We start from the raw sequence: 21,654 nt of genomic DNA, 5'->3' as shown, positions 1-21,654 counted from the left end.
TTATATTTTAATCTTTTATGCTATTTGCTAAAAACACAAATCGCAACTTTATAACTTTTTAACCTGATAACTTTATAACTCAATTAAGCATGCAATCCACACTCTCTGTTCTCTAAAGCTTTTGTGGGATCGAAATATTTAAATTCGTTAGGCAACTTGTTTTCTTCTAAATATTTATCTAAATCGGCATCAGACCAATAGTAAAACGGACTCACTTTTAATACGCCATCTTTACTAACACTAAAAATACCAATGCTGTCTCTAAACGCTGTTTGCCCTTGACGTAAATTTGTAAACCAAACTTTTGGCTTATGCTCTTCCATAGCGCGTCTAAACGGTTCCAACTTAACTTGTTCTGTAAATAATGCGTGTTCTGGTGCATCTACACTGGGAATTCCCAAAACCACATCTCTATGTGCTGTAGTTTGTTTAGGCACGTATAAAAAGATATTCAACTTTAAATCTTTTATTACTTGCTCTGCATGTCTATAGGTTTGTGGTGTATTGTACCCTGTATCGCACCAAACTACTGGTATATTAGCTTCAACCACACTTACTGCATGTAAAATAGCCGCTTCGTAAGGTCTAAAATTTGTTGTTACAACAGCCTCATTATTAAGTTCAAAAGCCTTCTTGATAATTTCAGAAGGCGATTTATCTTTATAAAGCGTATTTAATTCGTTTATTTTTTCTTGTGTTATCATCTTCAATGTTATTTTCCCCATTTAATGCCATTCCAAATTCGTTCGTGAAAAAAGTATAAAACCATTTTTGTCACTAACTCTACAGATCCAATTGAAAATGCCAACGTTAGCTGTCCGGTAATAACCCATGAAATTAAAATAGTATCTAAAGTTCCGATTATTCTCCAGCTAATTGACTTAACAACACTTCTGGCCGGCTTTTCTTTAGCAGCATCTGATTTATAGGTGGTTTTCTCGCTTTGATTTGAATTTATTAACACTTGCTCAATCATTTTTACTTAGTATTACATTAATCCTATCGATTTAGTAGGAATTGCAAATTTAGAACTTTTTATTTTAAATCAAACTATAATGTAAAAAAATTAAGAAAACGCATTGTTTTACTTATTTAAGTTAAAAAAAATAAAAAAAAGTCTAGTATTTTAAGAAAACCTCAATTATGAAGAGCCCGATAAATCCTCTAAAGTATTCTCTCTTAGCACTTTTAAGGTATTATCACGAACCTGAATCATAAGTTTATGAACACCACAAGCATGTTCATCTGGACAATCATCGCATTTCTCATAAAAATTCAAACTCACACAGGGCACCATGGCAATTGGACCTTCTAAAATACGCATAACGTCTGCCATTTGAATATCTGCCGGTTTTTTTATAAGATAATAACCGCCATGCTTTCCTTTTTTAGAGCCTAAAAATCCCGCCTTTCTTAAAGAAAGTAAAATACTCTCAAGAAATTTTTGTGGAATGTTTTCGCCTTTAGATATTTCGCCTACCTGAACGGGTTGACTCCCTTCTTTTTTAGCGATAAAAGTAAGCGCCTTTATTCCGTATTTTGTTTTTTTAGATAGCATGATGCTAATATAGTTAATTTAGGGCTTGCTCCAAATCATTAATAATATCATTTACATGCTCTAAACCCACCGAAATTCGCACCATTCCATCGGTAATTCCTGCTGCTGCTTTCACTTCTTGCTCTACCTTGGCATGCGTGGTGCTTGCCGGGTGCGTTACTATGGTTCTAGTATCTCCTAAATTGGCAGATAAGGAACACATTTTTATCGCATCTAAAAATTGTCGCCCGCCTTCTATTCCGCCTTCTACCTCAAAGGCAACGATATTACCGCCCAATCTCATTTGCTTTTTTGCGATATCGTATTTAGGATGTGACTTTAAAAAAGGATATTTTACCCATTTTACTTTAGGATGCGCTTCTAAATAAGTCGCCAATTTTAAAGCGTTTTCACAATGCTTTTCTGTTCTAACCGCTAACGTCTCTAAAGATTTCGATAAAACCCAAGCATTAAAAGGACTCATTGAAGGACCCGTAAGACGCGAGAACAAATATATTTCGCGAATTAATTCTGCTTTACCAACGGTAATACCGCCGAGTACACGCCCTTGTCCGTCCATTAATTTAGTGGCGGAGTGAATTACTAAATCGGCACCATGTTTTATAGGGTTTTGCAAATAAGGTGTCGCAAAACAGTTGTCGATCACTAAGAGTATATTGTGTTTTTTACAAAGAGCACTTAAATAGTCTAAATCCAACACATCTACTCCGGGATTTGTTGGTGTTTCGGCATACAGAAACTTCGTGTTAGGTTTAATTAACCCCTCTGCACTTTCAACATCGTTTACATTAAAATAAGAACACTCTATATTCCATTTTGGAAAGTATTTGGTAAATAAACCATGGGTAGCACCAAATACAGAGCTACATGACACCACATGATCGCCCGCATCTAGCAATGTTGCAAAGGTTGAAAACACAGCAGCCATTCCACTAGCAAAAGCAAAACCTGCTTCGGCACCTTCCATTAAACAAACTTTATCTACAAATTCGTTAACATTAGGATTGCTATAACGACTATACAAATCGCGTTGCTTTTCTTCTGCAAAAGAGGCACGCATTTCTTCGGCATCATCAAAAACAAATCCTGATGTTAAATATAAAGGAACCGAATGCTCTGAAAATTGTGTGGTTTCAGACTGTGTTCTTATCGCTAATGTTTCGAATTTTTTATTACTCATATTTTTTTATTTTACCTAAACCACGCCAAGGCATTTTTATCATTCTATTTTAAAGCTTCTAAGCAGCAAAGTTACAAAGTTACAGCGCTATTAGATTTCTTTTATACACAAAAAGCCCCCTCTCTTAACGACTTTAAAACTTTGAAACTTTGCGACTCTGAAACTTAATTTATATGTTTAGACAATCTTAAAATATCGCCAAATACACCTCGTGCTGTTACTTCGGCACCGGCGCCTGCACCTTGAATTACTATGGGTTGTTCGCCATAACTCTCGGTAAATATTTCAAAAATAGCATCCGATCCTTTAATTTGACCCAATGTGCTATCTCCTGGAATAGATACTAATTTTACTTCTAAATTGCCTTTGTCTTGAGATAAATCGCCCGACAAATCGCCAATATATCTTAAAACATGCCCCGGTTTTTGTGCTTCTTTTAGTTTTTGAAATTCATCATCTAAGACATGCAACTGACTTAAAAATTCAGTAACAGCAATGTTTTGATATGCTTCCGGAATTAAATTCTGAACCGAAACATCTTCAAATTCATTTTGCAAATCTAATTCTCTGGCTAAAATTAGCAATTTTCTAGCCACATCGTTTCCAGAAAAATCTTCTCTAGGGTCCGGCTCCGTAAAACCTTTATCAATAGTTTCTTTAATGATTTTACTAAACGGTTTGTCTTGAACCGAAAAATTATTGAACAAATAACTTAATGTGCCCGAGAATACACCGCGTATTCTGGTAATATTTTCGCCCGATTCATGCAGCAATTTAATGGTATCGATTAGAGGTAATCCCGCGCCAACCGTGGTTTCATATAAATATTGCTTGTTTTGCTCTTTTAATTTTTCGCGTAAATCGGTGTAAAATTGATGCGAAATGGTATTGGCTATTTTATTAGAAGACACTAAGTCGAAACCAGCCTCAACAAGCGGAACATAATTCGTGTAAAAACCAGAACTCGCTGTATTATCGACCGCAATTAAATTTTCTAAATGATGCGTTTTAGCAAAATCTATAACGTGCTGAATAGAGCTTTCTAATGATGACGACTCAATAGCCTGTTTCCAGTTTTTATCAACACCTTTTTTGTTTAAAAGTAGTTTTCTAGAATTTCCAATGGCAAAAACATTCAGGTTAATTCCTTTGCGTTTTTCAATATCATCTTTCGATTTTAAAATCTGATTAATTAAAGCACTACCCACCAAACCGTGACCAAAAATGGCAATATTAATTTTCTTTGAAATTCCGAAAATTTCACCATGAATCACATTCATAGCTTTATGAAGTTGGTCCTTTTTAACCACCAAACTCACATTTTTTCCAGTTACTGTATTATTGAATAGTAACGGCGTAATTTGGTTTTTTATAAGGGCATTAAATGGTTTATGAAATGAACTTAACTCTATTCCGATTATGGAAATAACCGAAACATCGTCAACCACACCTATTTTATTGACGTCTTGTGAATAGAAATCGTTTTCAAATTCGCGTTCTAAGGCGATAACTGCTTGGGTTGCTTGGTCTGCATCAATAATTAACCCTATACCACGTTCTGAAGAGCCTTGCGAAATAATACTAACACTTATATTTTGTTTTGCTAATGCACCAAAAATACGAGCATCAACCCCGCTTTTACCTAATAACCCACGACCTTCTAAATTTAAAAGTGCCACATTATCTAAAACCGATAGCGAGGTTACTTCTTTAGAATTTGGTTTGGCGGTAATTAAGGTACCCTCGTCTTTTGGATTGAAGGTATTTAAAATTCGCAGGTTTATATTTTTTTCAACTAGCGGAATAATGGTTTTTGCGTGTAACACAGTAGTGCCAAAATTGGCGAGTTCGTTCGCTTCGCTAAACGACAATTCTCTTATTTGTTTCGCGTCTTCAACTAATTCTGGATTTGCCGTATAAATGCCATTTACATGCGTGTAATTCTGTAATTCTTCGGCATCTAAATAATTGGCAATAAGCGCCGCAGTATAATTACTGCCATTTCTACCTAAAGTCGTGGTTTCATTTTTAGAATTCGACGCAATAAAACCTGTTACAATATTTATAACATCGCCACCGTTTTTCTTATAAAAGTTTTTAACGTTCTCTTTTGATAGTTGCAAAATGGGTTGGGCATTACCAAAAGCGCCATCGGTTTTAATTAATTCTCTCGAATCGACAGCATTCGCTTTAATTCCTTTGCTGTTTAATATGGCTGCAATTAATTTAACCGATAACAATTCGCCCTGCGCTAAAATTTCGTCTTTGGTTTTTTTACTGTAATCGCCCAACAAGCTAACACCTTCAAATAATTTATCTAAAGTTGCAAATTCAGCTGAATAATCGACTTCTTTAAATGGCTTTGTTTGATAGTTTTTAAAAACTTGTAAAACTTCTTTATACGGATGCCCTTTTACGGCTTTATTTAAAATATCTTCTAAATCGTCTGTAGCAGAACTTCTTGCCGAAACTACCACAGTAATTTTCTCCCCAGCATTTACTTTATTTTCAATAATTGAAATAACGGTGTTTAATCCGTCGCCATTTGCTAAAGATTTTCCTCCAAACTTTAATACTTTCATTCTTCTTTTTTTCGAATTTGGCACAAAAATGCCTTCTACTATTTTCTCTAATTGCTCGTACTCCATTAAAAATGCATCATGCCCATGTACCGAGTTTATCTCATTATACGTGACATTCGGATTTGAAACCGCCAATTGTTTGTGTGTTTGTCTATTTTCTTCGGCTGTAAAAAACAAATCGGAATCTACTCCTATAATATGAATGTTACAGTGAATATTCTCTAATACATTAAAATCGGTTGGTCTGTTTTTAGTTACATCGATAGTTTTTAAAAGCTGATTCATTAATTTATAAGCAGATAACTGAAAACGTTCCTGCAGCTTTTCACCATGATGTAACAACCAACTTTCTACATTAAAAATCTCTAATTCTTCATTTTTTGAACGCTGAAAACGCTCGTTAAATGATTCTGGCGTTCTGTAGCATAACATGGCATGCATTCTGGCATCGTGTACAGGATTTCTGGAATTTAACAAGAATTGCTCTTGAATCTGACAGTTAGCGATTAACCAATCCGTAGATTTCCAATCGGTTGCTACGGGTATTAAATGCTCTGTAATGTCTGGATTTAACACCGCCATTTCCCATGCAATACCGCCACCTAATGAGCCACCAATAATTGCAAAAAGTTTGTCGATTTTCAACTCCTTCAACCCAATTAAAAACAAACTTGCAATATCGCGGGCTACAAAATCTTTATAGTTGTCGATTACAAATCCATCAAAACCATTTCCTGGAATGTTAAACGACAACACTGTGTAAAGTTTGGTGTCTATAACTTTGTCGTCGCCAACCAAGTCTTGCCACCAGCCATCTTTTCCAGCTACATTACTATTTCCTGTTAAAGCATGATTTACCAACACCACTGGTGCTGTTCCAATGGGATTGCCAAATACCTGATAACTTAAGTTTATTACAGGATTAACAACCTTACTTTCTGTAGTAAAGTCTTTAATGATGATATGTCGCAAATCTTTTTTCAAGAGTAATTTGTAATTTATATTTTGCTAAAAGCTTCTTTTAAATCGGCTTTTAAATCGTCGATATCTTCAATTCCAACAGACAAACGAATTAAATCTTTTGGCGCACCAGCAGCCGCTTGTTCAGCCTCTGTTAATTGCTGATGGGTTGTACTCGCTGGATGAATAATAAGTGATTTTGTGTCACCAATGTTTGCTAATAAAGAGAACAACTTCGTTTCATCGGCAATGGTTTTGGCGGCATCAAATCCACCTTTAGCGCCAAAGGTAACAATTCCACTTTGACCTTTTGGCAAATATTTATCGGATAGTGCTTTGTATTTGCTGCTTTCTAACCCTGGATAATTTACCCAAGCCACTTCTGGTTGTTGCTCTAACCACTTTGCCAATTCTAAAGCATTCTGACTATGTTGTTTTATTCTAACAGGTAAAGTTTCTAATCCTTGAATAATTTGAAATGCATTAAACGGACTTAAAGCACCTCCAAAATCTCTTAAGCCTTCTAAAATTAATTTGAATGTATACGCCGCAGCACCTAAAGCTTCATGATACACTAAACCATGATACCCTGCTGAAGGTTCTGTAAATTCTGAAAATTTACCATTTGACCAGTCAAAAGTTCCAGCATCAACAATAGCGCCGCCTAAGGATGTTCCTTGTCCGCCAATATATTTTGTAAGTGAATGAATAACGATGTTCGCGCCATGTTCAATAGGATTTAAAAGTGCGGGAGTTGCTACCGTATTATCTACAATAAAAGGCACACCTGCTGCTTTTGCATGCACTGAAATCGATTTTAAATCTAACACATCCAGCTTCGGATTTCCTAAAGATTCTACAAAGAAAGCTCTCGTATTATCTTGAACTGCAGCAGCAAAATTATCAGGATTATCGGCATCAACAAAAGTGGTTGTAATTCCCAATCTAGGTAAGGTAACTTTTAATAAATTATAAGTTCCTCCATATAAACTACTAGATGCGACAATATGATCGCCTGCCTTCAATAAGGTTAATAAGCCTGTAGAAATTGCGGCAGTTCCAGAAGCAAAAACAACGGCTCCAATACCGCCTTCAACAGCAGCTAATCGTTCTTGTAAAATTTGATTTGTTGGATTGTTAAGTCTGGTATAAATAAACCCTAATTCTTTTAATGAAAAAAGGTTGGCCGCATGATCTGAATTATTAAACACATACGATGATGTTTGATAAATAGGCACTGCTCTGGTGCCGCCATGTGCTTTAAAATCGTGTCCTGCGTGTAATGCGTTAGTTGCTAATTTTTGTGTACTCATTTTTCTGTTTTTTTTCAGTTAATAAATTGATTAAACCAAAAGCCAAATGCATCATGTTACTGACGTACTTAAAATAGAAAAATGTTAAAAAGAAAATATAACTATAATTAAAAAATAGCTTTGGGTTATCTATCCAATTTTTAATAAATGAATTAAAAATCAAGTAGAATTTAGCACCTTCTTTAATAAATTTAAAGGGTTGCTAAGGCTTCAAAGGGTCTAATCCCTCCACCTTTCTTGATAACATTTCAGTAAGTGTTTGAACTTTGTGAGTGCAAATATTCAGTTAGAAAAATTTAAAATCCTAATTTTTTTTAAAGAATTTTTTAAAATATATCTGAAATCGCACATTAAATCCCTGCGAATCACTTGTTAAAACGCATGTCGTAAAATTTGTTTTGAATCACTAAACTTATGGCTCTATTTTGAATTTTCGATTCTAACCACGATATAATATCTAAATATAAAAAGGCACGACTTTGGTATGGGTCGTTTTCAAATTCTTTTAGCTTTTTATGTAATTTTATAAATTCATTTCTAACTTCGTGTGGATAAATATCTCCGAGACCTCTTAAGAATTTAATAAACTCTCTTTGAACATCGTACAGGTCTTCCATTTTAATTAAAAATTTATACGTGCTTCTAATCAAAACATCCAAGTTGTAATCCATCCCTGCTTCGTAGTGTGCCACTAAATTTAAAATTCTAGCAAAACACAATAAATCTTCACGCATTTGCAGCGACTTATTGTCTATTATTTTTTCTAAATAAACAATACACTTTTTATGTTCGCCGGCACCAAAATACATACTAGCAAATTTATAGTAAAACACCATAATGTGGTGCTCGTCAATTCTATCACTATAATCTTTTAAGCGTTCTAAAACCTCATCAACTAAGGGCAAACCTTCTTTAAAGTTACCCTCCATAAAGTATAAATTAAACTTATTGTTATAAATATATAAAAAGGTTAGTCCATCGATATTATCGTCAAATGGAAACCATTTTTCTTTAGTTATGGTCTCAAATCTAATAAGCGATTCTTTAAACTTATCATAATGCCTTAAGTAAAATAGCGCTTCTAACAAATAATGATTTCCTCTTAAAAAAAAGACCGGATTTAAAATAATTTGATCTTTGTTTTCATAAAAAAGATCCACCCATTTGGATGCGTATTTATAACACGATAAAAAATCGACCGTTAAAAAACTATACCATAAATACGCTTTATATAACCAAAGTTTTTCGCGAAAACCTAAAGTGTTTATATCGTACTTAGGAAGTCTGGCATTAAAATACTTGATAACCCGTTTGCTTTCTTTGTCGTTTTTTACATAACCTGTTTTTAAAAACAAGCCATACAACTGAAGCGATAAATTGGATAATTTACTTGCCAACACATTTTGCTGACTTAATTCTTTTGCCTGAACAGACAACTCATCGGCGCGATTACTTAAACTTCGGGTGATATATTGAGATTCTATAATTTTTTCGAGCTCAACAATTTCATAAGCCACATTTTTCTCTTCGTTAGCAATGGCCAAATTTTTTGCTTTGTCTAATATTTTTAAACTTTGTTTGTATAGCCCTTTATGGTATAAAATAGTTGCAAAATCGAGTTGTTCTCGAATTTGAATTCTTATATTTTGATGCGATGGATTTAATCGTAAACTGATTAAAATTTGCTTATATAAATGTGCTTTTAAGTTAGATAATTGTTCTTTTTTTACAATTCCTTTTTTTAAAATAGCAGATTCATCGTAAACAGACAGTTTTTCGAGTATATTAAACAGCGTCAAAAACTTTGAATCTTCATTAACACCCAAGCGACCTACGTATAGCTTAAACTGACGCTTTTCTGACTTAGAAAGCGATTTTACCAATACAAACAAATTATCTTTTTGCTCTTTTGTCATAGTTATAAAAACAGTATCAATTAACTGATTATTAGCTGTTTAACAAGTTAGCAAGCAAGTTAAACATCGTAAAAAAAGCGAGTTGCATTATCTTTTAAGCAAACCAAAATATAAATTCGTATCACAAAAGAAAAATTTATTTTATTAAATGTCTAATTCTAACGTACAAATTTTTGACACAACGCTTCGCGATGGCGAGCAAGTCCCGGGCTGCAAATTAAACACCGAACAAAAACTAATCATAGCCGAACAGCTAGATTTATTAGGTGTTGATATTATTGAAGCTGGTTTTCCTGTTTCAAGTCCTGGCGATTTTAAATCGGTTGAAGCTATTTCTAAAATTGTAAAACATGCAACAGTTTGTGGTTTAACCCGTTCTGTTGAAAATGATATTAAAGTAGCTGCCGAAGCATTAAAATATGCTAAAACCCCTCGTATACACACTGGTATAGGAACCTCTGATTCACATATAAAATTCAAATTTAATTCTACAAGAGAAGCTATTCTTGAACGCGCTTTTAAGGCTGTAAGTTACGCAAAATCTTTTGTAAATGATGTAGAATTTTACGCCGAAGATGCAGGAAGAACCGACAACGACTATTTAGCTCGTGTTTGCGAAACCGCTATTAAAGCAGGCGCTACCGTTTTAAACATTCCAGATACCACCGGCTATTGTTTACCACATGAATATGGTGCTAAAATTAAATACTTAAAAGAAAACGTAAAAGGTATTGAAAAAGCCATTTTATCTTGCCATTGCCATAACGATTTAGGTTTAGCAACAGCAAATTCTATTGAAGGAGTTATTAATGGTGCACGCCAAATTGAATGTACTATTAATGGTATAGGCGAACGTGCTGGTAATACTGCCCTTGAAGAAGTGGTGATGATTTTAAAACAACATCCTTATTTAAAATTAGATACCAATATTAAAACAGAAATGTTGTATGGTATTAGCCAGTTAGTGTCTGATAGCATGGGTATTTATACACAACCAAACAAGGCTATTGTTGGTGCTAATGCATTTGCTCATAGCTCTGGAATTCATCAAGATGGGGTGATTAAAAATCGTGAAACTTACGAAATTATCGATCCTAAAGATGTTGGTGTTACAGAATCTGCGATTGTATTAACTGCAAGAAGTGGTCGTGCTGCATTGGCTTATAGAGCAAAAAATGTGGGTTACGAATTAACCAAACTTCAGTTAGATGAAATTTATCTTAATTTCTTAGACTTCGCAGACCAAAAGAAAGAAGTAACCGATGATGATATTCATTATATTATAGAAAATAGTAAGCTATATAAGGAGATAATTTCAGCATAATAGATTATATTTCCGTTTTAAAGGAAATGTCTAAAAACCAATTGAAATGAAATTAAATATTGCTGTTTTACCGGGTGATGGTGTTGGACCAGAAGTAATAGCTCAAGCCGAAAAGGTCTTGAAAGCTATCGCTATGGAATTTAACCACGTTTTTACCTTTCAGCATGCTTTGGTTGGTGCCTGTGCAATTGAAAAAACAGGCAATCCACTACCCGAAGAAACCGTTTCAATTTGCGAAAAAGCCGATGCCATTTTATTTGGCGCTATTGGTAATGAGGCGTTCGATTTAGATCCGTATGCTAAGATTAGACCAGAACAAGGATTATTAAGGCTTAGAAAATCGTTAGGTTTATACACCAATATTAGACCGGTAATAGCTTATGAAGATTTATTAAACAAATCTCCTTTAAAGAAAAAACAAATAAACAACACCAATATTCTTATTTACCGAGAACTTACTGGGGGCATTTATTTTGGTGAAAAAAAATTAAGTGATGATGGTAATACCGCATCCGATATATGTGAATATACCCGATTTGAAATAGAACGCATTGCACATTTAGCCTTTAAAGCGGCTCAATCTAGAAGACGAAAATTAACCTTAGTAGATAAAGCCAATGCTATGGAAAGCTCTCGTTTATGGCGTCGCGTGGTACAAGAAATGGCACCACAATATCCAAACGTTCGATTAAACTTTATGTATATCGATAATGCTGCCATGGAACTTGTAATGAATCCGAAACAATTCGATGTTATATTAACCGAAAATATGTTTGGTGATATCTTATCTGAAGAAGCAAGCGTTATAGTTGGATCTATCGGATTGCTGGCATCGGCGTCATTAGGTGAAAAACATGCTATGTTTGAACCTATTCACGGCGCATATTCAAAAGCTGCCAATAAAGGAATCGCAAACCCGATTGCATCTATTTTAGCTGCGGCCATGTTGTTAGACCATTTTGGACTGGACGATGAAGCTGCCTTGGTGAGAGAGGGTGTTGATAAAGCCTTAAAACTTCATATCACAACACCAGACTTAAACACCAAATACGATAATATTACCACCACAAAAGTTGGGGATTTTATAGAAGATTTTATTAATCATCCAGACGAAACCAACTTAAACTTTACCAACATACATTTAGGACAATCCACAATCATATAATTATTTGAGTTAGTCACCAACCTATTAAAATTACTGGAATGTCCTTAAAAGCGTATTTTTTAAATACGCTTTTTTTAATGCATTATAACTGGTTGGAATCTAACGGCAATTAAACAGATTTTAAGAAGGTATTGAATCCGTAGTATATATATTTATAGACTTTGCAACCAATCATACAACCTATCGGTCCATGTTTGCAAATAGCCTTTACCTAAAGCCAAACTGTAACCATGGCCACCTTCTGGATAAATATGTATCTCGGTTTTAACGCCTTTGTCCTTTAAGGCTTTATAGAAATTCAAACTATTTTCAACCGGCACAGCAGTGTCGTCGCCAGAATGCACTATAAAAGTCGGCGGTGTATTTTGAGTTACTTGCAATTCGTTTGAATATTGATTAATTAAAGCCTCACTCGGATGCTCTCCTAATAAACTCAATCGAGATCCCTTATGTGTATAATCAAGTTTCATGGTAACAACAGGATATACCAATATCATAAAATCTGGTCTTGCAGAAATGGAATCGATAGTCGTTTCTTTAAATTTATTTGGATTATTGAATTGCGTGCCTAAAGTTGAAGCCACATGACCTCCCGCCGAAAACCCCATAACACCAATTTTGTTTGGGTTTATCTGCCATTTCTCTGACTGTGAACGAACTATTCTTAAAGCACGTTGTGCATCTTGCAACGGTGCTTCAAAAGACACTTTTACCGATTTTGTATTGGGAAGCCTATATTTTAAAACAAAAGCTGCAATCCCTTTAGAATTAAACCATTTTGCAATATCAGTTCCTTCCCAATCGTAAACAACATTATGATAGCCACCACCTGGACAAATTATAATAGCTCTCCCTGTGTTGCTTTTTTTGGTGGGCAAAAACACTTCTAAAGTAGGTGTTTGCACCAACGAAATTCGCGTTGCGTCTGTGCTTAAAATAACTTCCTTATCTGCGGATTTTTGACTATTGGGAATGTCGCCATTCCATAACGGAATTATTTCGTTTTGAGAAAAACCAATTAGCATAACAAAATAAGCACATAAATTTAAAAAGGTTCTGCTCATAACCATATTCACATGTTTTTCAATTTAAAGTGGAAACTTCGCTCTAATTTTATCTAAACTCAAATTATGAATACTACCTACATGTGTGTGTTTTTTAGACGTATCTGGTTTGTAAGTTCCGTCTTGAACTTGTCCGCCAATTTTTTGATATGCCTCTCTAAAACTTTGCCCTTCAACAACTAAAGTATTGATATTATCAACTGTAAACAGGTATTTATACAAATCATTATGAATATCTACATCCTTAACAATGACTTGTTGAATTGAGTAATTAAAAATATCGAGAATATCTTTTACGTCTTCGAAAGCAGCAATCATATTTTCTTTTAATAACTGAAAATCTCTATGATATCCACTTGGCAAGTTATTGGTAATTAGCAACATTTCAGTTTGCAACGCTTGTATTTTATTACATTTACCACGAATTAGTTCGAAAACATCGGGGTTCTTTTTATGCGGCATGATGCTACTTCCGGTGGTTAACTCATCTGGGAATGAAATAAATCCGAAATTCTGACTCATATACAAACACACATCCATTGCAAAACGGCTCATGGTGTTGCATAAACTCCCTAAACTAGCGGCAATGGTACGTTCGCTTTTACCACGACTCATTTGAGCAGCCACAACGTTGTATTTTAAGGTTGAGAAATTCATTTCTTTGGTAGTCATTTCTCGATCGATAGGAAATGAACTACCGTAACCTGCGGCAGACCCTAACGGATTTTGGTCCACCGTTTTTAAGGCAGCATCTAGTAAATACACATCATCAATCAACACCTCGGCATAGGCCGAAAACCACAATCCGAATGATGATGGCATAGCAACTTGCAAATGTGTGTAACCAGGTAATACGTTGTCTTTATATGTATCGGCTAATCCTAAAAGGGTTTCAAAAAGGGTTTGCGTTTTCTCCTTTACAATGCCTAAATTTTCTTTGTAGTACAATTGTAAAGCCACTAAAACTTGGTCGTTTCTTGAACGTGCCGTATGTATTTTTTTGCCGACTTCCCCTAAAGATTTTGTTAATTCAAACTCAATTTTAGAGTGTACATCTTCAAATTGGGCATCAATCACGAAGGTTCCATTAGCAATCTGTGTTTCAATTTTTTTTAAACCTCCCAATAATTCAACCAATTCATTAGTAGTTAAAATGCCAATTTTTTGAAGCATTTTAGCGTGCGCTTTTGATGCGATAACATCGTATTTTGCTATATGAACATCAATTTCTCTGTCGTTTCCAACGGTGAATTGTTCTATTTTTTTATCGATTGATATGCCTTTATCCCAGAGTTTCATAAATTTCTGCGAAAGCAGAAATCTCTACTTTCAGTTTTAGTTAATACTTTTCTTCCCGTGAAGACGGGAATCTCTTGTTTATTTGTTTATGCGTTGATTCGTTCTGTCTAGACCAGACAATTGAGATTCCTGCCTACGCAGGAATTAATACCCGATTCAACAATTCAACATAAATTTTTATGCCTTCTTCAATTTCATGTAAATAAATATATTCATCCGCTGAATGTGAACGTGGGCTATCGCCTGGTCCTAATTTTAATGATTTACATGATAACCATGCTTGATCTGATAATGTTGGTGAGCCATATGTGGTTCTTCCCATCGCAATTCCGGCTTTTACCAATGCATGATCTACTGGTATAGACGACGAGTTTAAATTTAAGCTACGCGGTACAATGCTATCACATGGTGCGTTTTGTTGTAAAAAATCTGCAATTTCAGCATTGGTATATTTATCGTTTACACGTACATCAATCACCAATTCTACATCGGCAGGCACCACGTTGTGCTGTTTTCCAGCGTTAATTTGAGTGACTGTTAATTTTACATCTCCTAAAGTATCTGAGCCTTTTTCAAACTTTAAATCTTTAAACCATTGTAAGGTTTCAATAACTTTATAAATTGGATTATCATCATTTGGATGTGCCGCATGACTCGCAGTTCCTTTTACTTTAGCATCAAAAACAACCAAGCCTTTTTCGGCTACAGCTAAATGCATCAAAGTAGGCTCGCCTACAATGGCTACATCAATTTTAGGAATGATTTTCAACATGGAGTTTAAACCATTCGGTCCGCTGCTTTCTTCTTCCGCGGAAGCGACCAAAATTAAATTATACTTTAAATCTTTATGATTGTAAAAATAGGCAAAGGTTGCAATTAAAGACACCAAAGCGCCACCGGCATCGTTACTCCCTAAACCGTATAATTTACCATCTTCTACAATGGCTTTAAACGGGTCTTTTGTGTAGGCTGTGTTTGGTTTTACGGTGTCGTGGTGCGAATTAAGCAACATGTTGGGTTTGCTCGCATCAAAGTATTTATTGGTTGCCCAAACGTTGTTACCTGTTCGTTTAAATGCTATATCATATCGCTTCAACCAAGCTTCTATATGCGATGCTGTTTGATCTTCTTCCGAAGAAAAAGAAGGCGTTTCTATTAACTGTTTTAATAGTGAAATCGCATCGTTTGTTAATTCTTGTAAAGCCATTTTATAATGTTATTCTTGTAAAATTATCGTTTTCTTGGGTTAACATATTGGTGTTTCCCATATTGATGGTGTTTACGCCGTTATTAAGAGCATCGAAACAATTTTCCAGTTTTGGAAGCATCCCATCGGCAATAATACCTTCTGCCAGCAATTCTGAATATAGCTTGGTAGTTATATGTTTTATTACTGAATTTTTATCGTTTATGTCTTTTAAAACGCCATTTAATTCGAAACAGTAATAGATGGAAGTTTCGTATAGTTTGCTCATACCAACGGCTAATTGAGACGTAATGGTATCGGCATTGGTGTTTAATAATTGTCCGTTGCCATCGTGTGTAATGGCGCAAAACACGGGTGTAAAATCGGCCTGAATTAATTTATCGATAGACTTGTGTGCCACTTTTTTAACATCGCCTACAAAACCAAAATCCACCTCATTTACGGGTCTTTTTTCTGAAGCAATGCTGTTAATATCGGCACCAGTTAATCCAATAGCATCAATGTTTAAAGCTTGCAATTGTGCCACAACATTTTTGTTTACCAGACCACCATACACCATGGTAATCACTTCTAAAGTTTCGGCATCGGTAATACGTCTGCCATTTACCATTTTAGATTCTATGCCCAATTTTGAAGCAATTGCCGTAGCGCGTTTGCCACCACCATGCACCAAAATTTTCTTGCCTTCTAATTTGGAAAACAACTTTAGAAAGTCTTTTAAAGCGGCATCGTCTTCAATGATATTTCCTCCTATTTTTACTATGGATAGTTTTTCTTTCATTTTATTTGTCATGCTGAATTTATTTCAGCATCCATTTTTTTGGTTGAGATGCTGAAACGAGTTCAGCATCTCAAAGATTTTATAAATCTTCAAGTATTTTTTTCAACACCAATTGTGCTGCATAGGTTCTATTGTTTGCTTGCTGTATAACGATAGAACTATCACTATCTAACACCGCATCTTCAACAATTAAATTTCGTCTCACCGGTAAACAGTGCATAAATTTAGCATCGCCTATTTTCTCTTTTGTAATCATCCAATTTGGGTCGGTATTCGTTACTTTTCCGTAATCCTTATAATTACTCCAGTTCTTCACATAAACAAAATCGGCATCTTTTAAAGCTTCGGTTTGATTGTAATTCACCTTGGTATTACTCATTATGTCCGGACTTAAATCGTAACCTTCCGGGTGGGTAACCACAAACTCCACATCCATTTTTTGCATGGCTTGAATAAAACTATTTGCCACAGCATGTGGTAAGGCTTTGATGTGTGGTGCCCAACTTAAAACTACTTTTGGTTTATCCTTTTGTTTAAATTCTGAAATTGTAATTGCATCGGTTAATGCTTGCAACGGATGTCCCGTAGCGCTTTCCATATTTACAATGGGCACAGACGCATATTTAACAAAGGCATTTAATACTTGTTCGCTTTCGTCTTTTTCCTTATCCGTTAAGGTTGGAAATGCTCTTACTGCAATAATATCGCAATATTGTGATACCACAGCGGCAGCTTCCTTGATGTGTTCTGCAGTGTTACCGTTCATAATGGTGCCATCACCAAATTCAATACCCCAAGCATCACCAGACACATTCATTACAATAGGATCCATCCCTAAGTTTAAAGCTGCTTTTTGAGTACTTAAACGCGTACGTAAACTGGAATTAAAAAATAATAAGCCTAAGGTTTTATTTTTTCCAAGCTCTTTATAATTAAGCGGATTTCTCTTTAATGCCTTAGCTTCCTGAATCCAAATAGTGATATCATCTATATCTTTTATGGAGGTGTAATGTTTCATTTTTTTAATATTATTCTTAAAAACTGCAAGGTTTTTGAATCCTTGTAGGATAACTTATTTTTAGCCTTGATTGGTTATTAAAACCATTAATATATTTTTTTATAATACTACAAGGTTTTTGAAACCTTGCAGGATAACTTGTTCCCAGACCTACAATGTTGTAGAACCTTGCAGGATAATTTATTTTATTTTGGTAAACGGAATTTTATTATCGAAGGCATTCAAAATGAAATTATCTTCTAAACCGTTTACAATCCATGTTTCTATATTTGCCTTTCTAGTTACCGAAGCTGCCTCTATTTTAGATTGCATACCACCGCTGCCGTGTGATGATTTTGAATTTACCACCTGTTTTGCTAATTCCTCAAAATCCGCTACCAGTTCAATGGTTTCTGGCGTGCCATTTTCCATGGATTCTTTGGTGTAAATACCATTGGTATTTGTTGCAATTATAAATAAATCGGCTTTCAAAAGAGACGCTGTTAATGCTCCTAATTTATCGTTATCACCAAATTTAATTTCATCGGTTGCTACGGTATCATTTTCGTTGATAATAGGAATGAAATTATTAGCAACCAACACATTAATAGTATTTACAATATTTGTTCGGCTCTGTTCCTTTTCGAAATCGGAATACGATAGTAAACATTGTGATGTTGCCAAACCACATTCCCTAAAAATATCTTGATAAATACGAATTAAATGCGGCTGACCAATAGATGCCAACGCTTGTTTTACCTTAATTTCCTTGCCTTTACTTTCTAGTTTTACAAACTGTTTAGCGGCAGCAATAGCCCCAGAACTTACTATAATAAACTCGCAAGTATCTTGAAGTTTTGCCATTTGATTTGCCAAATCCTCAATTTTACCCCAAGAAATATTATCGGTTTCTTTGGTAAGGGTATTAGAACCAACTTTAAGTAATATGCGTTTTTTCTTCATCTATTTAAAACTTCGCTCTTTAATTTGCTACAGGCGTTCGCTTTTTATTAAATGCCCATTATTAGCTTATCTTATTTGTCCATTACCATGAACATACCATTTATTTGTAACCAAATGTTGTAACCCGATAGGGCCTCGTTGGTGTAATTTATCGGTGCTGATGGCTAATTCTCCACCTAATCCCATTTGGCTACCATCGGTAAAACGCGTTGAGGCATTATGATAAACCGCCGCCGTATCTACGTTTGCCATAAATACTTCGGCAACCGCATTATTTGTTGTGATGATTGTCGCCGAATGACCACCAGAATATTTGTTTATCATCGCAATAGTTGCCTCATTCGACGCTATTTCTGCGATGGCAATTTTATAATCTAAAAACTCCTGACACCAGATATCGTCCGATTCAATAGCTTCAACGCTTTCAAATTTTGAAATGGCTTCATCGCCTAAAATTTGTACTTTATATTCTTTTAATTTCGAAATTAATGTCTTTATGAAGGCTTCTTTATTCGGAAGATTTTCATCAATCAACACTTTATCCAAGGCATTACATGCTGAAATTTTTGCTGTTTTTGCATTGATTATAACTTTTAGAGCGATGTCTAAATCCGCTTCTTTATGCACGTATGCAAAGTTATTACCACGTCCACTGATGATTACCGGACACGATGCATGCTCTTTTACAAACGCAATTAAGCGTTCGCCACCACGTGGTACAATTAAATCGAGTTTTTGTGTTGGTTTTTCTAAAAATGCCTGAGTTTCGGTTCTGTTGAATTGTAAATATTCAACCCATTCTTTTGAGGCATTCTGACTTTCTAGCGCCTGATGCCAAAGGTCCACTATTTTTAAATTTGATTTTAAAGACTCTTTTCCGCCCTTTAATAAAATTTTATTTCCCGATTTAAAAGCTATTCCTGCAGCTTCCACGGTAACATCTGGACGCGATTCATAAATAATCAAAATGGTTCCAAATGAAGCCGTTTTGTTATAAACCTGCATGCCATTATCGTGTTTAAAGCTGAAACGTTCTACACCAACTGGGTCATCTTGCGACGCCAAATGTGTTGCAGCTTTAATCATTTCATCTACTTTAGAATCATCTACTTTTAATCGATCGTACATAGAAATATCATCGCCATCATAAGCATCCAAATCGGCTTTATTAATTTTAATAATTTCAGCTCTTTCTCGTTCTAAAAGGGCTGCCATTTTAAGTAATACAGCATTTCTTGTTTCTATGTTTAATAAGGTATTCATAAATTTTAGTTTTCAGTCGCAGTCACAGTTTTCAGTTATGCGCTTATTTTTCAGAATTTTTTTTAATTCCAGATTTTTTGATTTACAAATCTGCAAAGTTTCAGAGTTTCTACGCTTTAAAACTTTGCTGCTTTGTTTCTCCATTTTTATTTTTCGACCGTTTTCAAAACTTCATTTAAAGCCTTGAAAAACTGATCGACGTGTTCTTTTTTAATAGTTAATGGTGGTAAAATTCTAATCAGTTTTTTGTTAGAAGCACCGCCTGTAAATATGTGATGTTCGTAAATAAGTTTTTTTCTTAGGTCGCCAACTTCAAAGTCGAATTCCAGACCAATCATCAACCCTTTTCCTTTGATATTTTTTATCTGAGGAATGGTTTTAGCTACAGAAATAAAATAGTCTGAAATTTCATTCACATTAGCAATTAAATTTTCTTCCTCAATAGTGTTTAATACTGCTAAACCAGCAGCACACGCTAAATGGTTACCACCAAATGTAGTGCCTAACATACCATGCCTCGCTTCAATATCTGGGTGAATTAAAATTCCTCCAATTGGGAACCCATTCCCCATGCCTTTAGCTATGGAAATCACTTCCGGTGTTACGTTGTAATACTGAAACGCGAAGAATTTACCTGAACGTCCGTAACCCGATTGCACCTCATCAGCAATAAAATAAGTATTGTTTGCTTTACAAAGTTTATCAACTTGCTCAAAAAATTCAGCTGTACCTTGGTCTAAGCCACCAACACCCTGAATAAACTCTACAATAACCGCACAAACATCACCTTTTTCCAATTCTCTTTTAACACCTTCAATATCATTCAGTGCTAAAAAAGTCACCTGTTGCTGTGCATTAATAGGTGCCACAATATTTTTATTATCGGTTGCCGCTACCGCTGCCGATGTACGTCCGTGAAACCCATTGTTAAACGCAATAACACGGGATTTTCCTGTTTTAAAGGATGCTAATTTTAAAGCATTCTCATTAGCTTCTGCACCAGAATTACATAAAAATAATTCGTAGCCTTTACAACCAGAAAGCGCTTCAATTTTATCGGCCAGCTCAACTTGTAACGGATTCTGAATGGCATTGGAATAAAACCCTAAAGTCTTCACTTGGTTTGTAACAGCCTCCACATAATTTGGGTGTGAATGCCCAATAGAAATTACGGCATGACCTCCGTAAAGGTCTAAATATTCAACACAATTTTCGTCGTAGACATGCATGTCTTTACCTGAAACTGGTGTTACATTATATAATGGATAAACGTCAAATAATGGCATTTTAATTCTTTTTAATTTGATTAATTTTCTCGAAAGAAGCAACAATACCTTGTATCAAAGCAGAGCTTAAACCTTGATGTTCCATAGCATTTAGCCCTTCAATAGTACAACCACTTGGTGTGGTAACGCGGTCTATTTCTTGTTCTGGATGTCTCCCAGATTCTAACAATAAACTCGCAGCACCAAAACAAGTTTGTGTTGCCAATTGATGTGCTTCGTGGGCTTCAAAACCTAATTGAATAGCTCCTTGAGTCGTGGCACGCACAAGGCGCATCCAGAACGCTATTCCACTAGCACAAATTACAGTTGCTGCTTGAATTAAATCTTCAGGAATTACCAAGGTAGTTCCCAATTGGTTAAACACCTCTTGCGCTAAACCAACCTTGTCTTGGGCTTTATTATTAGCCGCAATACAGGTCATGGATTTACCAATAGAAATCGCTGTGTTAGGCATCACACGTATAATGTTTTTATCTTTTCCAATAATACCTTCAATTCTAGGAATTTCAACACCAGCAGCCACCGAAATAATAATATGCTTTTCGGTAATAATAGACGATACACTCTCTAAAACCGCATTAATATGCTTAGGTTGCAGTGCAAAAATCACCATATCGCTTTGAGCCACCGCCAAGGCATTATCATTGGTAATCGTTACATTGTCCTCATTTTTATAAACATCAACATTCGCCGTATTCCTATCGGCCAAATGCAATGATGAAAACGACTTATTATTGATAAGTCCTTTTGCAATAGAACTTCCTAAATTTCCAGTTCCTATAATGGCTATTTTCAT

18 protein-coding genes and 1 riboswitch are annotated in these 21,654 nt (G+C 35.1%); of the genes, 2 read left to right on the top strand and 16 right to left on the bottom strand.

Features of this window, described 5'->3' with window-relative positions; genetic code table 11:
• Positions 1-83: 83 nt before the first annotated feature.
• The 7 genes from ACFQ0I_RS05350 to ACFQ0I_RS05320 all read right to left on the bottom strand — a co-directional run bounded on the left by ACFQ0I_RS05350 (position 84) and on the right by ACFQ0I_RS05320 (position 9,509).
• Positions 84-704: a phosphoadenosine phosphosulfate reductase domain-containing protein gene (locus ACFQ0I_RS05350; RefSeq protein ID WP_379940123.1), complete on the bottom strand. Its 621-nt coding sequence runs from the start codon at positions 702-704 to the stop codon at positions 84-86.
• Positions 705-712: 8 nt separating this feature from the next.
• Positions 713-976, bottom strand: a complete 264-nt coding sequence (locus ACFQ0I_RS05345) for a DUF2061 domain-containing protein (protein ID WP_379940120.1) — start codon at positions 974-976, stop codon at positions 713-715.
• Positions 977-1,141: 165 nt separating this feature from the next.
• Complete coding sequence (locus ACFQ0I_RS05340) at positions 1,142-1,558, bottom strand: RrF2 family transcriptional regulator (RefSeq protein WP_379940118.1); 417 nt, start codon at positions 1,556-1,558, stop codon at positions 1,142-1,144.
• A gap of 13 nt (positions 1,559-1,571) precedes the next feature.
• Positions 1,572-2,738 (bottom strand): trans-sulfuration enzyme family protein, encoded by a 1,167-nt coding sequence (locus ACFQ0I_RS05335; RefSeq protein WP_379940115.1) that lies wholly within the window; start codon positions 2,736-2,738, stop codon positions 1,572-1,574.
• 164 nt (positions 2,739-2,902) lie between these two features.
• Positions 2,903-6,304, bottom strand: coding sequence for a bifunctional aspartate kinase/homoserine dehydrogenase I (gene thrA, locus ACFQ0I_RS05330; RefSeq protein ID WP_379940113.1), 3,402 nt, complete (start codon positions 6,302-6,304; stop codon positions 2,903-2,905).
• A 14-nt stretch (positions 6,305-6,318) separates the two neighbouring features.
• A complete protein-coding gene (locus ACFQ0I_RS05325) occupies positions 6,319-7,593 on the bottom strand; it encodes an O-acetylhomoserine aminocarboxypropyltransferase/cysteine synthase family protein (RefSeq protein WP_379940110.1) in 1,275 nt (424 codons plus the stop codon).
• A gap of 122 nt (positions 7,594-7,715) precedes the next feature.
• Positions 7,716-7,840: riboswitch (SAM riboswitch) on the bottom strand.
• A gap of 118 nt (positions 7,841-7,958) precedes the next feature.
• Positions 7,959-9,509, bottom strand: a complete 1,551-nt coding sequence (locus ACFQ0I_RS05320; RefSeq protein ID WP_379940107.1) for a hypothetical protein — start codon at positions 9,507-9,509, stop codon at positions 7,959-7,961.
• Positions 9,510-9,657: 148 nt separating this feature from the next.
• Between ACFQ0I_RS05320 and ACFQ0I_RS05315 the strand changes: the two genes are divergently transcribed.
• Entirely contained in the window at positions 9,658-10,833 is a 1,176-nt protein-coding gene (locus tag ACFQ0I_RS05315; protein WP_379940106.1) for a 2-isopropylmalate synthase, read from the top strand.
• Positions 10,834-10,879: 46 nt separating this feature from the next.
• Positions 10,880-11,998: a 3-isopropylmalate dehydrogenase gene (gene leuB, locus ACFQ0I_RS05310; protein ID WP_379940104.1), complete on the top strand. Its 1,119-nt coding sequence runs from the start codon at positions 10,880-10,882 to the stop codon at positions 11,996-11,998.
• A gap of 152 nt (positions 11,999-12,150) precedes the next feature.
• Here the strand turns inward: leuB and ACFQ0I_RS05305 are convergent, their stop codons facing one another.
• The 9 genes from ACFQ0I_RS05305 to proC all read right to left on the bottom strand — a co-directional run bounded on the left by ACFQ0I_RS05305 (position 12,151) and on the right by proC (position 21,654).
• Positions 12,151-13,062, bottom strand: a complete 912-nt coding sequence (locus ACFQ0I_RS05305) for an alpha/beta hydrolase (protein ID WP_379940102.1) — start codon at positions 13,060-13,062, stop codon at positions 12,151-12,153.
• A 24-nt stretch (positions 13,063-13,086) separates the two neighbouring features.
• A complete protein-coding gene (gene argH, locus ACFQ0I_RS05300) occupies positions 13,087-14,361 on the bottom strand; it encodes an argininosuccinate lyase (protein WP_379940100.1) in 1,275 nt (424 codons plus the stop codon).
• 133 nt (positions 14,362-14,494) lie between these two features.
• On the bottom strand, positions 14,495-15,568 hold the full coding sequence (locus ACFQ0I_RS05295; RefSeq protein WP_379940098.1) for a M20 family metallo-hydrolase: 1,074 nt from the start codon (positions 15,566-15,568) through the stop codon (positions 14,495-14,497).
• Between the two features lies 1 nt (position 15,569).
• Positions 15,570-16,361 (bottom strand): acetylglutamate kinase, encoded by a 792-nt coding sequence (gene argB / locus ACFQ0I_RS05290; RefSeq protein WP_379940096.1) that lies wholly within the window; start codon positions 16,359-16,361, stop codon positions 15,570-15,572.
• 67 nt (positions 16,362-16,428) lie between these two features.
• Positions 16,429-17,367, bottom strand: a complete 939-nt coding sequence (locus ACFQ0I_RS05285; RefSeq protein WP_379940093.1) for an N-acetylornithine carbamoyltransferase — start codon at positions 17,365-17,367, stop codon at positions 16,429-16,431.
• A 180-nt stretch (positions 17,368-17,547) separates the two neighbouring features.
• Positions 17,548-18,309 carry a glutamate 5-kinase gene (gene proB, locus ACFQ0I_RS05280; RefSeq protein WP_379940091.1) on the bottom strand — a complete coding sequence of 254 codons (762 nt, stop codon included), beginning with the start codon at positions 18,307-18,309 and terminating at the stop codon, positions 17,548-17,550.
• A 66-nt stretch (positions 18,310-18,375) separates the two neighbouring features.
• Positions 18,376-19,572, bottom strand: coding sequence for a glutamate-5-semialdehyde dehydrogenase (locus ACFQ0I_RS05275; RefSeq protein WP_379940089.1), 1,197 nt, complete (start codon positions 19,570-19,572; stop codon positions 18,376-18,378).
• Positions 19,573-19,718: 146 nt separating this feature from the next.
• Positions 19,719-20,858 (bottom strand): aspartate aminotransferase family protein, encoded by a 1,140-nt coding sequence (locus tag ACFQ0I_RS05270; RefSeq protein WP_379940087.1) that lies wholly within the window; start codon positions 20,856-20,858, stop codon positions 19,719-19,721.
• Between the two features lies 1 nt (position 20,859).
• Positions 20,860-21,654: a pyrroline-5-carboxylate reductase gene (gene proC / locus ACFQ0I_RS05265; protein ID WP_379940085.1), complete on the bottom strand. Its 795-nt coding sequence runs from the start codon at positions 21,652-21,654 to the stop codon at positions 20,860-20,862.

Source organism: Mariniflexile aquimaris (genome assembly GCF_042676825.1).
GTDB classification, from domain to species: domain Bacteria; phylum Bacteroidota; class Bacteroidia; order Flavobacteriales; family Flavobacteriaceae; genus Mariniflexile; species Mariniflexile aquimaris.
Note: the sequence above shows the minus strand (reverse complement) of the source record. Positions and strands in the feature narration are given on the sequence as shown.

What these genes read in the sequence shown, in the direction of transcription:
- ACFQ0I_RS05350 (WP_379940123.1), bottom strand. Translation starts at nt 704, where the DNA reads ATGATAACACAAGAAAAAATAAACGAATTAAATACGCTTTATAAAGAT.
- ACFQ0I_RS05345 (WP_379940120.1), bottom strand. Translation starts at nt 976, where the DNA reads ATGATTGAGCAAGTGTTAATAAATTCAAATCAAAGCGAGAAAACCACC.
- ACFQ0I_RS05340 (WP_379940118.1), bottom strand. Translation starts at nt 1,558, where the DNA reads ATGCTATCTAAAAAAACAAAATACGGAATAAAGGCGCTTACTTTTATC.
- ACFQ0I_RS05335 (WP_379940115.1), bottom strand. Translation starts at nt 2,738, where the DNA reads ATGAGTAATAAAAAATTCGAAACATTAGCGATAAGAACACAGTCTGAA.
- ACFQ0I_RS05325 (WP_379940110.1), bottom strand. Translation starts at nt 7,593, where the DNA reads ATGAGTACACAAAAATTAGCAACTAACGCATTACACGCAGGACACGAT.
- ACFQ0I_RS05320 (WP_379940107.1), bottom strand. Translation starts at nt 9,509, where the DNA reads ATGACAAAAGAGCAAAAAGATAATTTGTTTGTATTGGTAAAATCGCTT.
- ACFQ0I_RS05315 (WP_379940106.1), top strand. Translation starts at nt 9,658, where the DNA reads ATGTCTAATTCTAACGTACAAATTTTTGACACAACGCTTCGCGATGGC.
- leuB (WP_379940104.1), top strand. Translation starts at nt 10,880, where the DNA reads ATGAAATTAAATATTGCTGTTTTACCGGGTGATGGTGTTGGACCAGAA.
- ACFQ0I_RS05305 (WP_379940102.1), bottom strand. Translation starts at nt 13,062, where the DNA reads ATGAGCAGAACCTTTTTAAATTTATGTGCTTATTTTGTTATGCTAATT.
- argH (WP_379940100.1), bottom strand. Translation starts at nt 14,361, where the DNA reads ATGAAACTCTGGGATAAAGGCATATCAATCGATAAAAAAATAGAACAA.
- ACFQ0I_RS05295 (WP_379940098.1), bottom strand. Translation starts at nt 15,568, where the DNA reads ATGGCTTTACAAGAATTAACAAACGATGCGATTTCACTATTAAAACAG.
- argB (WP_379940096.1), bottom strand. Translation starts at nt 16,361, where the DNA reads ATGACAAATAAAATGAAAGAAAAACTATCCATAGTAAAAATAGGAGGA.
- ACFQ0I_RS05285 (WP_379940093.1), bottom strand. Translation starts at nt 17,367, where the DNA reads ATGAAACATTACACCTCCATAAAAGATATAGATGATATCACTATTTGG.
- proB (WP_379940091.1), bottom strand. Translation starts at nt 18,309, where the DNA reads ATGAAGAAAAAACGCATATTACTTAAAGTTGGTTCTAATACCCTTACC.
- ACFQ0I_RS05275 (WP_379940089.1), bottom strand. Translation starts at nt 19,572, where the DNA reads ATGAATACCTTATTAAACATAGAAACAAGAAATGCTGTATTACTTAAA.
- ACFQ0I_RS05270 (WP_379940087.1), bottom strand. Translation starts at nt 20,858, where the DNA reads ATGCCATTATTTGACGTTTATCCATTATATAATGTAACACCAGTTTCA.
- proC (WP_379940085.1), bottom strand. Translation starts at nt 21,654, where the DNA reads ATGAAAATAGCCATTATAGGAACTGGAAATTTAGGAAGTTCTATTGCA.